The sequence below is a fragment of the Escherichia sp. MOD1-EC5950 genome (genome assembly GCF_002965345.1).
In the GTDB taxonomy this organism is placed as follows: domain Bacteria; phylum Pseudomonadota; class Gammaproteobacteria; order Enterobacterales; family Enterobacteriaceae; genus Escherichia; species Escherichia marmotae.
This window is the reverse complement of record NZ_PTSR01000011.1, coordinates 125359-140936: the sequence shown is the minus strand read 5'-3', so window position 1 is coordinate 140936 and position 15578 is coordinate 125359. Positions and strand designations below refer to the sequence as shown.

9 protein-coding genes are annotated in these 15578 nt (G+C 50.9%); 2 read left to right on the top strand and 7 right to left on the bottom strand.

What is annotated here, in order from left to right:
- Positions 1–839: 839 nt before the first annotated feature.
- The 6 genes from mqo to ompC all read right to left on the bottom strand — a co-directional run bounded on the left by mqo (position 840) and on the right by ompC (position 8485).
- Complete coding sequence (mqo, locus tag BEA93_RS13295; RefSeq protein ID WP_000758095.1) at positions 840–2486, bottom strand: malate dehydrogenase (quinone); 1647 nt, start codon at positions 2484–2486, stop codon at positions 840–842.
- Between the two features lie 209 nt (positions 2487–2695).
- The gene (gene yojI, locus BEA93_RS13290) at positions 2696–4339 is read right to left on the bottom strand and encodes a microcin J25 efflux ABC transporter YojI (protein WP_105224655.1); all 1644 of its coding nucleotides are present in this window, start codon (positions 4337–4339) and stop codon (positions 2696–2698) included.
- Positions 4340–4414: 75 nt separating this feature from the next.
- Positions 4415–5065: a DNA oxidative demethylase AlkB gene (gene alkB, locus BEA93_RS13285; protein ID WP_001516739.1), complete on the bottom strand. Its 651-nt coding sequence runs from the start codon at positions 5063–5065 to the stop codon at positions 4415–4417.
- Positions 5065–6129 (bottom strand): bifunctional DNA-binding transcriptional regulator/O6-methylguanine-DNA methyltransferase Ada, encoded by a 1065-nt coding sequence (gene ada, locus BEA93_RS13280; RefSeq protein WP_016248976.1) that lies wholly within the window; start codon positions 6127–6129, stop codon positions 5065–5067. Before ada ends, alkB begins: the two co-directional genes overlap by 1 nt.
- A 73-nt stretch (positions 6130–6202) precedes the next feature.
- Positions 6203–7258 (bottom strand): FAD:protein FMN transferase ApbE, encoded by a 1056-nt coding sequence (apbE, locus tag BEA93_RS13275; protein WP_000425712.1) that lies wholly within the window; start codon positions 7256–7258, stop codon positions 6203–6205.
- A gap of 111 nt (positions 7259–7369) precedes the next feature.
- Positions 7370–8485, bottom strand: coding sequence for a porin OmpC (ompC, locus tag BEA93_RS13270; RefSeq protein WP_105224654.1), 1116 nt, complete (start codon positions 8483–8485; stop codon positions 7370–7372).
- Positions 8486–9220: 735 nt separating this feature from the next.
- On the opposite strand from ompC, the gene rcsD reads away from it, so the two are divergent.
- Positions 9221–11893, top strand: coding sequence for a phosphotransferase RcsD (gene rcsD / locus BEA93_RS13255; protein ID WP_105224653.1), 2673 nt, complete (start codon positions 9221–9223; stop codon positions 11891–11893).
- Between the two features lie 16 nt (positions 11894–11909).
- Complete coding sequence (gene rcsB / locus BEA93_RS13250; protein WP_001516743.1) at positions 11910–12560, top strand: response regulator transcription factor RcsB; 651 nt, start codon at positions 11910–11912, stop codon at positions 12558–12560.
- 135 nt (positions 12561–12695) lie between these two features.
- Here rcsB and rcsC read toward each other — a convergent pair whose 3' ends face one another.
- A complete protein-coding gene (gene rcsC / locus BEA93_RS13245; protein WP_105224652.1) occupies positions 12696–15548 on the bottom strand; it encodes a two-component system sensor histidine kinase RcsC in 2853 nt (950 codons plus the stop codon).
- Between the last annotated feature and the right edge of the window lie 30 nt (positions 15549–15578).

Here is a 15578-nt window from a genome sequence, read left to right as displayed (position 1 = left end):
ACGCTGCGCGTCTTATCAGGCCTACGCCGCTACGCCGCTGTGAAGTGCTGCACTCCGCTGGTCGGATAAGACGGTTATGCCGCATCCGGCATCTAACGCCCGAGCCGGTTGCCTGATGCGACGCTGCGCGTCTTATCAGGCCTACGCCGCTGTGAAGTGCTGCACTCCGCTGGTCGGATAAGGCGGTTACGCCGCATCCGACATCTAACGCCCTGGCCGGTTGCCTGATGCGACGCTGCGCGTCTTATCAGGCCTACGCCGCTACGCCGCTGTGAAGTGCTGCACTCCGCTGGTCGGATAAGGCGGTTACGCCGCATCCGACATCTAACGCCCTGGCCGGTTGCCTGATGCGACGCTGCGCGTCTTATCAGGCCTACGCCGCTACGCCGCTGTGAAGTGCTGCACTCCGCTGGTCGGATAAGGCGGTTACGCCGCATCCGACATCTAACGCCCTGGCCGGTTGCCTGATGCGACGCTGCGCGTCTTATCAGGCCTACGCCGCTACGCCGCTGTGAAGTGCTGCACTCCGCTGGTCGGATAAGGCGGTTACGCCGCATCCGACATCTAACGCCCTGGCCGGTTGCCTGATGCGACGCTGCGCGTCTTATCAGGCCTACGCCGCTACGCCGCTGTGAAGTGCTGCACTCCGCTGGTCGGATAAGACGGTTACGCCGCATCCGACATCTAACGCCCTGGCCGGTTGTCTGATGCGACGCTGCGCGTCTTATCAGGCCTACGCCGCTACGCCGCTGTGAAGTGCTGCCCCCGTAGGTCGGATAAGGCGGTTACGCCGCATCCGACATCTAACGCCCGAGCCAGTTGCCGGATGCGGCGCACCATTACAACGCAATATCCGCCACTTCTTTTTGTACTGGTTGCGGTTTCAACTGCGCTTTCGGCGTGCTATCTGCCGCCTGCGGCTTATCATATTTCAGGCTCAGAACTTCGCTGGTGTACTGCAATTCACGTTCTGTTGCCGCCGCATCACCGTTCAGCTTGCTGCCATAAGACGGAACAATCGCTTTCAGCGTGGCCTGCCATTGTGGGCTGGAAACACGATCACCAAACACTTTTTCCAACAGACTCAACATAATCGGCGCAGCGGTAGATGCCCCCGGCGATGCGCCGAGCAGCGCAGCAATGGTTCCTTGCTGGTCGCTGACCACTTCTGTACCCAGACGCAGCACGCCGCCTTTATCGGCATCACGTTTGATAATCTGCACGCGCTGTCCCGCTTGCCACAAACGCCAGTCCTCTTTTTTCGCTTGTGGGTAGTACTCTTTCAACGCTTCAAAACGATCCTCTTCACTCAACATCACCTGACTCACCAGATATTTCACCAGATCGAAATTATCCAGCCCGACGTGCATCATCGGCATCACGTTAGAGGTGGTGGTGGAACTCATCAGATCCCACAGCGAACCATTTTTGAGAAATTTGGTTGAGAAGGTAGCAAATGGCCCGAACAGCACCACGCGTTTACCGTCCAGTACACGGGTATCGATATGCGGAACTGACATCGGCGGCGCGCCAACGGATGCTTTACCATAGACCTTCGCCAGATGGTGATTAACCACATCCGGGTTTTCCGAAACGAGGAACTGACCGCCCACCGGGAAACCGGCGTATTCTTTCGCTTCCGGAATACCGGACTCCTGCAACAGTTTCAGTGCCGCGCCACCCGCGCCGATAAAGACAAATTTCGCACGGATGTTCTGTGCGGTGCCGTTTTTCAGATCGGCAACGGTGACGGTCCAGGTGTTATCGTCATTACGTTTGATAGCGCGGACTTCGCTGCTGAGTTGCAGCGAGAAGTTAGATTTCTTCTGTAATGAGGCGATCAACTGACGGGTGATCTCACCGTAGTTCACATCGGTGCCAATTTCTGTACGCGTAGCCGCCACTTTCTGTTGTGGATCACGCCCTTCCATCACTAACGGTGCCCACTCCTTGATTTGCGCGTGATCTTCAGAGTAACGCATACCGCGAAACAGCGAACTTTGTTGCAATGCCGCGTAACGGGCACGCAGGAAATTGACGTTATCTTCGCCCCAGACAAAGCTCATATGCGGAACGGTATTGATAAATGAACGCGGGGTACGCAGCACGCCGCGCTCGACCTGGTGCGCCCAGAACTGGCGGGAAATCTGGAATGCTTCGTTAATGGCGACTGCTTTTTCAATACTGATGCTGCCATCGGCGTTTTGCGGGGTGTAATTGAGTTCCATCAGCGCAGAATGCCCGGTTCCGGCGTTGTTCCAGCCGTTCGAACTCTCCTGCGCGACACCCTCCAGGCGCTCTACCATGGTCATCGACCATTCAGGCTCCAGTTCCCGTAAATAGGTCCCCAACGTGGCGCTCATAATGCCGCCGCCAATCAACAGTACATCAGTTTCCTGCTCCTCGGACGCTTTCGCTTTTGCCGTCATTGAAACGGCATTAAGCCCCACGGCCATCGAGAAGAGCATGGCAGTCACTTTTTTCATCTTGTTAATGCCTTACTTTTAGTCGCTTTATTGCAGGTGAGATTTGCGCGGCATCAACGTTAACACTTAAGTAACAACATTTAAATAATGTTTATAAATTATCTTCTATTTTTATAAACATTATGATTTCGTTGATTAATTATAGGGTTATTAGAAACGAAGGGAACGCTTACCTGGCAGCAGAAGTCCGTCAGGTAAGCGTCAAAATATCATCCCGTCCGGGCAACGGCATCACGCGAAGCGGCATCACGCTCTTCGCCGGTTAGTTCGCTAAGCAGCCCACTGCGCATTTCCAGCAGGCGGTCGGCGTGAATAAAATAGTGGTCATCATGACTGATGGCGAAAATCGTTTTGCCCATCTCCTGCATCAGCGGCAGTAATACCTGATAAAACTCACGGCGGAAGTGTGGATCCTGATCCGCTGCCCATTCATCCAACAGGATTATGTCGCGTTCTTCTGCCAGTGCCAGCAACAACGCCACGCGTTTCTTCTGCCCTTTCGATAACTTCAGGTTAAGAATACGCCCGTTACTTAACTCAAGCTTATGACCCATTTTCAACTGATCTAACCACTTCTCAACCAGTTGTGGATTTGCGGTTTTACCCTCCGGCCCCAGCAGTTGATCAAACAACCAGACATCGGTAAACACGGCGGAAAACAGCTTGCGATAATCTTCTGGTTTTTCAGCGCTGATGGGGTTGCCATCCAGCAAAATTTCACCGCTTTGCGGCTGATACAACCCCGTCAGCAACATCGCCAGCGTCGATTTACCGCTACCGTTGCCACCAATCAGGAACAGCAGTTCGCCACGTTTAATAGTGAGGTTAATCGGGCCAACGGAAAAAGCATTATCCTGATAACTAAACGTCACGTTACGCAGCTCCAGGGTTTGCCAGTTGGGAAACGCCTGCGGGCGCGGAAACTCCGCTTTAAAAGGCGCGAGCGCGAATTTGTTCAGCTTGTTGAACGCCACCTCTGCCGTCAGCAGCGTCGGCAACGCACCAACCGCCGAAAGCAGCGGTGTACGCAGGAACAACAGCGTCAGCGAATAAGTCGCCGCAACGTTGGTATCAGCCCAACCGAGACTGTTTGCCATCCAGAACACCAGGCCTATTGCGCCCAGCATCATAATGTTCGACCAGTTCACGGCACTAAGATGGAATGTATCAGCACGAATAATATGATGGCGATATTCTTGCGCATCGGGGATGTAGAGATTGTTAAAAACGTACTCGGCGCGCTCGCGGTTCAGGGTCAGCTCTTTGCGCCCTTCCAGTACAGTTTGAAAATCCGTGTACAGCTTGTCTTCGGTTTCTCGCAGGGTCGCCATATGTTTGTACACCCGCGCCACCAACAAAAAACCACCCCAGATGGTGATTGCCATCCAGATCGCCGTTACCAGCAACATTTTACCCGACAGCATCCACAGATACGCCGCCGAACCCACCGTGAGAATGATACCCTGCACCAGTTCAGGTAAGCGCACAAAAGCGATGGTGATATTGCGCACATCGCTGGTTAACCCCGCCAGCAATGAGGCACTGCCCAGTTGTTCAATGCGCTCGACGTGGGTATCCAGAATCCGCTTGATAAATTCGCTACGCAGTCGGTAAACGAAATGATGGCCCAGCGTGGTGAGCGCCAGTTGCGATCCCAGTGTTACCGCCATCAACAGCAGCAATAAACCCAGAAACTCCGGCAACACCAGCAAACTGGTATCTGCCGTTTCGATAAGACGCTGATTGATAAAAGCAATTAAGCCAATGCCTAACGCCGCACTGGCGAGGCTGAGCGCCATCACACTGATAAATGGCCAGCGATACTGCCGCCAGACAAGTACAAGAAGTTCCATGCAGAAAACCCGGACAATGAATTACAGCCCGCAGTTTAAACATCTCCGCGCACACAGCAATAATAATTCTTATTTTTATTCTTCTTTACCTGCCTGGCGAAAGGTCAGGTTGTAGCGACAGTCGGCGGTCAGTGGATGAAATCCCGCTTTTAGCGGTTGAATACCGTGATAAAACAGCCGTGACTCACCGCCCCACACCACCACATCGCCATGTTCCAGCAACAGACGTTTTAGCGGATCATTACGTTTCAAGCCGCCAAACTGGAAAATTGCAGGCAGTCCCAGAGAAACAGAAACAATTGGCGCGCGCAGATCCGGCTCGTCTTTATCCTGATGCAATGACAGTTTCGCGCCAGGGACGTAGCGGTTGATAAGGCAAGCGTCAGGCTGGAAATCGGGATACCCCGCCGCCGTTGCTGCCCGTTGGCACAAATCACGAAAGCCTTGCGGCATGGCGGGCCACGGCTTATTTGTTTGTGGATCAATAGGCGAATAGAGATAGCCTTGCTGGTTAGTCGTCCAGCCAAGACGTCCACAGTTGGTCATTGCCACCGACATGGTATACCCACCCGGTGTAACCATCTGGCGAAACGGCGACTGGTTGGCGACACCGTTAATCTCCTGCATCAGATCTTCTGCGATATCAAAAGCAAAACGGCGCAGGATCACTGCGCCGGAAGCCAGCGGTTCTTGCCAGGGTTCAGCATCAGTGAACAGATCCAGCATTACCTCTCCTCATTTTCAGCTTCGCGACGTAGCAATTGCGCTTTACGCGAAACACCCCAGCGGTAACCGGAAAGTGCGCCATCGCCACGTACCACCCGATGACAAGGTATAACGATCGCTAACTTATTGGCGGCGCAAGCACTTGCCACTGCACGCACCGCTGTTGGTTTGCCGATGGAATTTGCCAGTCGCTGGTAACTCACTGTTTCACCACAAGGAATGGAACGCAATGCTTGCCAGACTTGTTGTTGGAAAGCGGTGCCGCGAATATCCAACGGTAACGTCAGCGGCGTATTACGGTTATTAAGGCTGGCGATGACCTCGCGCACATGTTGCTGAAATGTCGGATCAGCAGGGGCGTTGTCGGCGGCAGGAAACATCTGCTGTAGCTCGCCAATTAATGTCGCATCGTCATCGCCCAGTAAAATCGCGCAAATCCCCCGCTCGCTTTCCGCCACCAGGCAACGCCCCAGCGAACAATCGGCCAGCGCATAACGAACAGCCAGGTTTTCGCCACCATGACGAAACTGTTTAGCCGTCATGCCCAGCGTTTCGTCGGCTTTACGGTAGTAACTGCTGCCGTCGGGAAATCCGGCGTGGAGAATCGCCTGGGTGACGCTCTCCCCTTTCGTTAACGATTCGCGCAAGCGACGAGCACGCCAGGCCTGTTGCCAGGCTTTTGGTGTCATTCCGGTCGTAGCTTTAAATAAACGGTGTAAGTGGAATGGACTCATCGCCACCTGGTCGGCTAAAGCCTCCAGCGTCACGGGCGTTTCTTGTTCCAGCAGCCGACAAGCATGGGTGATTTTATCCAACCGGTCTTGCCGGGCATTGGCTTTGTCCGGCTGGCAACGTTTGCAGGGGCGAAAACCTGCGGCAAGCGCCTCGCTGGCATCCGCATAAAAGGAGACGTTTTCCCGCAGGGCATGTCTGGCGCGGCAAGACGGGCGGCAAAAGATGCCCGTGGTACGCACGGCGAAAACGAATTTGCCGTCGGCGTGCGGGTCGCGGGCCAGGACAGATTGCCAGCGTTGATCGTCAGTTAAGCATGTGGCGTTTTTCATAAGCAGCTCCCTGGTTAAGGATAGCCTCTAGTCTGCCCGGTCACCATCACGCAAAAACCAACAATCTTGCGCTTTAATTTTTTTCGCTGATAAGGAAGCTTTTAAACTGCGGCGACATCCAGGTTTTAAAACTATCGCCCTCTTTGGTGATCATATAGACCGCCAGCCCTTCCCGGCGAACGATTTCTTTGGCTTTATCCGGCCCGAGAACCATTAACCCGGTGTCCCAGGCATCGGCCTCCAGCGCCGTCGGGGCAATTACCGTCACGGACACCAGATTATGTTCGATGGGACGCCCGGTTTGCGGATCGATAACATGGGACAGGCGTTTGCCGTCCAGCTCGTAATAGTTGCGATAGCTACCGGAGGTGCTAATCCCGTGGCCATTGATATCGACCACGGCCTGAACCGCATTCTCTTTATCGGTCGGTTTTTGGATCGCCACCCGCCACGGCTGCCCTTCACCATTCATGCCCCGGCTGTTCAGTGCGCCGCCAACCGACACCAGATAGCGGGAAATACCTTCCTGCTCCATGAGGCGCGCCAGATGATCTGCCGCATAACCTTCACCCACGGTGGAGAGATCGACATATAAGTCCGGCACATCTTTTTGCAGATATTGCTGATGCAACTGATTAATTACCGTCAGGTGCTGTAAGCCGGTTTTGGCTTTCATCGCGTCGATCTGTTCCTGGGTCGGGATTTGTACCGGCTGTTGCTCCGGGCCAAAGCCCCACAAATTCACCAGCGGCCCGACGGTAATATCCATCGCACCGTCAGTCTTTGCGCCAATGCGTAGCGAAGTGGTGACGATATCAGCCATCGCTTCACTTACCGGCCACGGCGATAAACTTTGCGAGTCGTTAAAACGCATCAGCGCGGAATCTTTTTTATAAGTCGAAAGTAGCTGATCGTCGGCATCCAACTGAGTCTGGATCTTCTCTTTGAGTTCAACACTGCGTTTGGCGTCAATGCCCGGAATGCTGGCACGCCAGAAGGTTCCCATCGTTTTGCCTTCAAGAACGGTAACTTCAGGAGCGTTGGGTTTGGCGGGTTGTGGTTTTTGATCGCAACCAACAAACAAGAGCGCGGCAGCCAGCAATGCCACACGGGTAAAGTTCATTTCCATACGTGATTATCCTCATGCGAACGGTCGCAAGAGTACACCAAAAGACTGCGTTTGTACGCTGAAAACAATGAAAAAAGGGCCCGCAGGCCCTTTGTTCGATATAAATCGAGATTAGAACTGGTAAACCAGACCCAGAGCTACGATGTCATCAGTGTTGATGCCAGCAGCGCGGGTGAACTGGTTGTCGTCCAGCAGGTTGATTTTGTAGTCAACGTAGGTGGACATGTTTTTGTTGAAGTAGTAGGTAGCACCAACATCAACATATTTCAGGATATCTTCGTCGTCGTAGTTACGACCAGCAACGACACCCAAGTTTTTACCTTTAGACTGCAGGTATGCTACAGACGGACGCAGACCGAAGTCGAACTGGTACTGAGCAACAGCTTCGAAGTTCTGTGCTTTGTTCGCCCAACCCAGGGAACCTACGCGAGTTGCGTTATAGGTCTGGGTGTACTGAGCAGCCAGGTAGACGTTGTTCGCGTCGTATTTCAGACCACCAGTGTAGGTTTCAGCACGGTCGCCGTTACCGATGTAAACAGCGCTGTTCTGAGCATCAGTACGTTTGGAGCTGGAAACTGCAGCACCGATACCGAAGCCTTCGTAATCATAAGTGATAGAACCGCCAACGCCGTCGCCGTTCTGACGCAGAGCGTTACGACCGTTGTTGGTTACACCGCTAGTAAAGCCTTCACCAGACGGATTACCGTTTTTACCCTGATACTGAACAGCAAAGTTCAGGCCGTCAACCAGACCGAAGAAGTCGGTGTTACGGTAGGTCGCGAAGCCGTTACCACGCTGCTGCATGAAGTTGTCAGAACCGTAGGTGTCGCCACCGAATTCTGGCAGAACGTCGGTCCAGGAAGTTACGTCGTAAACAACGCCGTAGTTACGACCGTAGTCGAAAGAACCGATATCCTGGAATTTCAGACCAGCGAATGCCACACGGGTCCAGGAGTTGTTTTCGCTTTCCGGAGCGTTGCCCTGGATCTGATATTCCCACTGGCCATAACCGGTCAGTTGGTCAGTAACCTGAGTTTCACCTTTGAAGCCGAGACGCATGTAGGTCTGGTCGCCATCTACAGACTTGTCGTCAGAGAAATAGTGCAGGCCGTCTACTTTACCGTACAGATCTAATTTGTTGCCGTCTTTGTTGTAAACTTCAGCAGCGTTTGCTGCGCCTGCTACCAGCAGAGCTGGGACCAGGAGGGACAGTACTTTAACTTTCATGTTATTAACCCTCTGTTATATGCCTTTATTTGCTTTTTTATGCCACTGCATACTGATTAACCCTCATTAATCAGTCGGCAAGTCCATTCTCCCCAAAAATGCAGAATAATCCAACACGAATATGATACTAAAACTTTTAAGATGTTTCATTTATCGCTATAGATGTTTCAAAATGTAAATGTGATGGAACTTTTTAAGATTCTTGATGATTGGCGAAATAAGCACCTAACATCAAGCAATAATAATTCAAGGTTAAAATCAATAACTTATTCTTAAGTCGTTGATAGCACTGAATGCCAAAACAAAATCTTCACTCGCAACTAAAATATGTCTCGCTATCATCATTAACTTTATTTATTACCGTCATTCATTTCTGAATGTCTGTTTACCCCTATTTCAACCGGATGCATCGCATCCGGTTTTTTTTACCCTTCTTTACACAACTTTTATTTTCTTGTGCTACCCATGCAAAATTATAACAACTGTTAATAATTTCACATAAAATTAACAATATTATAATTCCCCGCCATCTTTCCTTATTTGTAATTAACTTTGTTCTTTTTGCAGATTATTTGTACAAAAAAATGCCGCATGTACATCTCTTTCCCATCGTGCAAAAGGATAAATATCATTGGGGAAGAGAGAACCATCTATCTGGTAATAGTCTGGAATTTCGCTCTATACCCTTTATACTGCCCTATCACTTCGAGAAGTTTTAACAGGTCATAAACACGAATGCGTCAGAAAGAGACAACGGCCACGACCCGCTTTTCACTCCTACCGGGGAGCATTACCCGCTTCTTTTTACTGTTGATCATTGTGTTACTTGTGACGATGGGAGTGATGGTACAAAGCGCCGTCAACACCTGGCTAAAAGATAAAAGCTACCAGATTGTCGACATTACCCATGCTATACAAAAGCGTGTCGATACCTGGCGTTACGTGACCTGGCAGATCTACGACAACATCGCTGCGACGACTTCGTCTTCCACCAGTGAAGGTTTGCAAGAGACGCGTCTGAAACAGGATGTCTATTATCTGGAAAAACCACGCCGCAAAACAGAAGCCCTGATCTTTGGTTCTCACGACAATTCAACGCTTGAGATGACCCAACGAATGTCTACTTATCTGGACACATTATGGGGCGCAGAAAATGTACCGTGGTCGATGTATTATCTGAACGGCCAGGATAACAGCCTGGTGTTGATCTCTACTCTGCCATTAAAAGATCTCACTTCTGGTTTCAAAGAGTCGACCGTCAGTGACATTGTCGACTCACGTCGCGCGGAGATGCTGCAACAGGCCAACGCACTGGATGAACGCGAAAGTTTTTCTAATCTGCGTCGTCTTGCCTGGCAGAACGGCCATTACTTTACCTTGCGTACCACCTTTAACCAGCCAGGACATCTGGCGACGGTGGTTGCATTTGATCTGCCTATTAATGACCTGATCCCGCCGGGGATGCCGCTGGATAGCTTCCGTCTTGAGCCAGAAGCGGGCGCAACGGGTAACAATAATAATGAGAAAGAAGCCGCAGACAGCGTCAGCATTAACTTCAACAGTTCTAAAATTGAAATCTCTTCGGCGCTCAACTCCACCGATATGCGATTGGTCTGGCAGGTTCCTTACGGCACTTTACTGCTGGATACATTGCAAAACATTCTGCTGCCACTGCTACTGAACATCGGTTTGCTGGCGCTGGCGCTTTTTGGTTATACCACCTTTCGCCATTTCTCCGGCCGCACCACTGAAAGAGCCCCCAGTACTGCAGTGAATAACGAACTGCGTATTTTGCGGGCAATAAATGAAGAGATTGTGTCACTCCTACCGCTCGGCCTGCTGGTTCACGATCAGGAATCGAATCGCACAGTAATAAGCAATAAGATTGCCGACCATCTGCTACCGCATTTGAATCTGCAAAATATCACCACTATGGCAGAGCAACATCAGGGAATCATTCAGGCGACTGTTAATAACGAACTGTATGAGATTCGCATGTTCCGCAGCCAGGTAGCGCCGCGTACACAAATCTTCATTATTCGCGATCAGGATCGCGAAGTGCTGGTAAACAAGAAACTCAAGCAGGCACAGCGTCTGTATGAGAAAAATCAGCAGGGCCGGATGGCTTTTATGCAAAACATTGGTAACGCACTGAAGGAGCCAGCCCGGGGGCTTGCAGAAAGCGCAGCAAAACTTAACTCGCCGGAAAGCAAACAACTGGCGAATCAGGCGGACGTATTAGTACGACTGGTTGATGAAATTCAGTTAGCGAACATGCTGGCGGACGATAGCTGGAAGAGCGAGACTGCGCTTTTCTCCGTGCAGGATTTAATTGATGAAGTGGTGCCTTCTGTATTGCCTGCGATCAAACGCAAAGGTCTGCAACTACTGATTAACAATCATCTGAAAGCACATGACGTGCGCCGTGGCGATCGTGATGCCTTACGCCATATTTTGCTGCTGCTGATGCAATATGCCGTCACCTCAACGCAACTGGGGAAAATTACCCTCGAGGTTGATCAGGATGAATCCTCCGAAGAACGTCTGACTTTCCGTATTCTGGACACCGGAGATGGTGTAAGCATTCATGAAATGGATAATTTACATTTCCCGTTCATCAACCAGACCCAGAGCGATCGCTATGGTAAGGCAGACCCGCTGGCATTCTGGTTGAGTGATCAACTGGCGCGCAAACTGGGCGGTCATTTAAACATCAAAACACGGGACGGCCTTGGTACACGCTACTCCGTGCATATCAAAATGCTCCCGGCAGACCCGGACGTTGAAGAGGAAGAGGAACGTTTACTGGATGATGTCACCGTGATGGTGGATGTAACTTCTACAGAAATTCGGAATATTGTCACTCGCCAGTTAGAAAATTGGGGTGCAACCTGTATCACACCCGATGAAAGATTAATTAGTCAGGATTATGATATCTTTTTAACGGATAATCCGTCTAATCTTACTGCCTCTGGCTTGCTTTTAAGCGATGATGAGTCTGGCGTACGGGAAATTGGGCCTGGTCAATTGTGCGTCAATTTCAATATGAGCAATGCTATGCAGGAAGCAGTCTTACAATTAATTGAAGTGCAACTGGCGCAGGAAGAGGTGACAGAATCGCCTATGGGTGGAGATGAAAATGCGCAACTCCATGCCAGCGGCTATTATGCGCTCTTTGTAGACACAGTACCGGATGATGTTAAGAGGCTATATACTGAAGCAGCAACCAGTGACTTTGCTGCATTAGCCCAAACGGCTCATCGTCTTAAAGGCGTATTTGCCATGCTAAATCTGGTACCCGGCAAGCAGTTATGTGAAACGCTGGAACATCTTATTCGTGAGAAGGATGTTCCAGGAACAGAAAAATACATCAGCGACATTGACAGCTATGTCAAGAGCTTGCTGTAGCAAGGTAGCCTATTACATGAACAATATGAACGTAATTATTGCCGATGACCATCCGATAGTACTGTTCGGTATTCGAAAATCACTTGAACAAATTGAGTGGGTGAATGTTGTCGGCGAATTTGAAGATTCCACAGCACTGATCAACAATCTGCCGAAACTGGACGCGCACGTGTTGATTACCGATCTCTCCATGCCTGGAGATAAATACGGTGACGGGATCACCTTGATCAAATACATCAAGCGCCATTTCCCAAGCCTGTCGATCATTGTTCTGACCATGAACAACAACCCGGCAATTCTTAGTGCGGTACTGGACCTGGATATCGAAGGGATCGTACTGAAGCAAGGCGCGCCTACGGATCTGCCGAAAGCCCTCGCCGCGTTGCAAAAAGGCAAGAAATTTACCCCAGAAAGCGTTTCTCGTTTGCTGGAGAAAATCAGTGCCAGTGGTTACGGCGACAAGCGTCTCTCGCCTAAAGAGAGTGAAGTACTGCGCCTGTTTGCAGAAGGTTTCCTGGTTACCGAGATTGCCAAAAAGCTCAACCGCAGCATCAAGACCATTAGCAGCCAGAAGAAATCCGCGATGATGAAGCTGGGCGTCGAGAACGATATCGCCCTGCTGAACTATCTTTCTTCTGTTACCTTAAGTCCGGCGGATAAAGAGTAATTTAGCCAGCCAACAGGTCGGATGCGGTGTAAACACCTTATCCGGCCTACAAATCCCAATATTTCAATAGATTGCACAAACGCAGGCCTGATACGACGTGCCAGCGTCGCATCAGACATTTACACCGACCGCACCCTACGATGATTTCCGCGCTTTCCTGACTCTTTCGGCATACATCGTCAGCGTCTGTTTTATGACATCCAGCGTCACCGGCTTCGACAGACAACTATCCATCCCGGACTCCAGGCATCGCTGCTTCTCTTCGGCCAACGCATTGGCTGTCACCCCGATTACCGGCAATGTTAGCCCCAATTGGCGAATACGCTGCGTTAACCGGTAACCATCCATATTCGGCATGTTAACGTCACTAAGCACGATATCAATGTGATTCTTGCTAAGAACATTAAGCGCATCGATACCATCATTCGCGGTCTTACACTGATAACCCAACGATCCGAGCTGATCGGCCAATAAGCGACGGTTAATAGGATGATCATCAACCACCAGAATCATCATGTCGTCGTTGCTGGTAGACTCTTTGTCCACCAGCGGCAGAACGTTGCCAGGATCATCATTTTCCATCTCAACCCGATAGATACGCGCCAGTAGCACAGGCAGTTCATGCGACGAAGCAACGCTATGCTCCCATTCACCGGGCGCTCTTTCCAGCGGAATGCCAATATGTCGGCGGCAGAAAGTCACCACTGCTCTGCCCTGCCATTTTTCACTCAGCGGCTCATCAGTAATCAACACATCCTCAGGTGACGGTTCCTGACCTTCATATGTTGTAACGACTACACCACTGCGCTGCAAACTGGTTTCGATAAATTGGCATAGCGACGCATTGCGTACCGCCAACCAACAGCGTTTACCCGTTAACCCTTCAACGCCTTTTTTATGTGGATATTGTGCGCCGTACAGTGGAATACGCACGGTAAACTGGCTTCCCATACCAGGTTCAGACTCCACCGAGATGTCACCGTCCATCATGCTGATCAATTTTTCACAAATCGCCAGCCCCAGACCGGTTCCCTGGAAGTTACGCTGAACGCCTGTCCCCACCTGGAAGAAGGGATCAAACAGCCGCACCACTTCTTTCGCCGGGATACCCACGCCGGTATCGCGAACGCGAATAGAGAGATAATCACCATCGGCACGGACATGCAGAACAATGCAGCCGGTATCGGTAAATTTTATGGCGTTACTCAACAGGTTGGAGATGACCTGCTGTAAACGCATCGGATCACCGTTTAAAGTTACCGGCACATCCGGTTCAATAAAGCAGTACAAACCAAGCTGTTTACGCACCACCAGCGGCAAATAGTTGGCGGTGATATGGTTCATCACTTCACGCGGTGAAAACTCACGCGGTTCTATCTTCAACTGTTCCGATTCAATCTTCGAAAAATCGAGAATGTCGCTGATAATTTTCAACAGCAGACTGGAAGAGTTGTTCATTGCCGTCACCAGACGGTCAACGCCTTTCGGTAACTCTTTAGTTTGCAATAGATCCAGGTTACCGATAATGCCGTACAGTGGTGTACGCAGCTCGTGGCTGACGGTAGCAAGGAACATCGATTTCGATTGGCTCGCCTGTTCTGCTGCCTGCGCCATCTCTTGCAGCGACTCTTCCATCTTCACACGTGAAGAAACATCGACAAGTACGCAAATCGCCACGTTTTCATTACGATAGCGCGAATGGACGAAACTGATTTGCAGATTGGTATTGTTGCTGGTCAGGACATCGACAAAATTGACCTGTTGACCGCAAATAATTTGCGTCAGCCGCTGGCGATCCTCATGCGTAAGCATATTGAGATAGGTATGCGCCAGTTCGTTACTCAAAATATTGACGCCATCAGCGGTACGCAAAATGCAGATCCCGACCGGCGCGGAGGCGACAATCTTGCGGTTAAACTGCTCATGCTCCTCCAGACGCTGGGCGTCGCTTTCCGCCGGAATGAAAATACGCCGCTCATACATCCGCGCGAGAGTAAACAACGCCGCCCCGGTGATCACATTGAGCAAAATCGCGTTGAGGATCAGCATACGTATGCGTTCCAGCACCTGATCAACGGGCACCGAGTAAACAATGCTTAACGATGACGGCGGCAGATTTTTCTTCAGCACCAGCTCATGGAAACCTGGTGTATAACCGAACCAGGAGCGTTCCTGCATCCAACGCGGTTCAGCTTTGATTTTACTTTCCGGTCCGGTCAACGAAATCAGGGTATGACCATTCTCATCAAGGATGGTGACTCCCATCGGTAATGTACCCGGTAAAAAGAAGTTCTCCATCCGAATGGTTTGTTCAACGCCCAACAAGGCCTGCAAACGGTTCGCCAGATAAACCGGCGTCAGCGCGTAGAAATACCCGACGCCAGGGCGCGGGCCTTCGCTGATCCAATAGAGGTTGCTGCCACTGTCATCCTGCGGCGCATTACGATACTTATTGATGCGCTCATGCAGAGCTTTCAAGGCGGTATCGCGTTCGACAGGCATATCACGCAAACCAAAGTTTGCCATGCAGAGGTTATCGCTGCCGATCAAAAATACGCGGTTGAGATCGTAAGCTGCAGAGAAATTATCGCGCCAGTAGCGCATAAACCATGCCAGCGACTCCAGAGATCCCCGCCAGGTGTTACTCATCGCGGAACAGTCAGAATCGGCAAACAGCGGTTCGAACTCGGGCACATCCGTTTGCGTTTCCCGCCCACGCGGGGAAAGTACGCCGTTTTCTGCAGACAAGCGATTTTCGGCAATGTACTTCAGCTCTTTCATCACATCAGAAGTGCGTTGGATAAACCGCTGAGCCTGATCGGAGCTCAGGTTAAATTCCTGACGAATCTCAGATTCTCGCTGATGCAGAGCATTGACGATGTAAAACACTGATGAGAAAGCAATCAACAGCCAGAGCAATAACGCCAATGCTCTGAACATATAGCGCGAAACTTTCAGGGTTGTACGAAAAGAAGCAAGGTATTTCAAAGGGGCGAAGCTCCGCCTCAGGTGACCGAT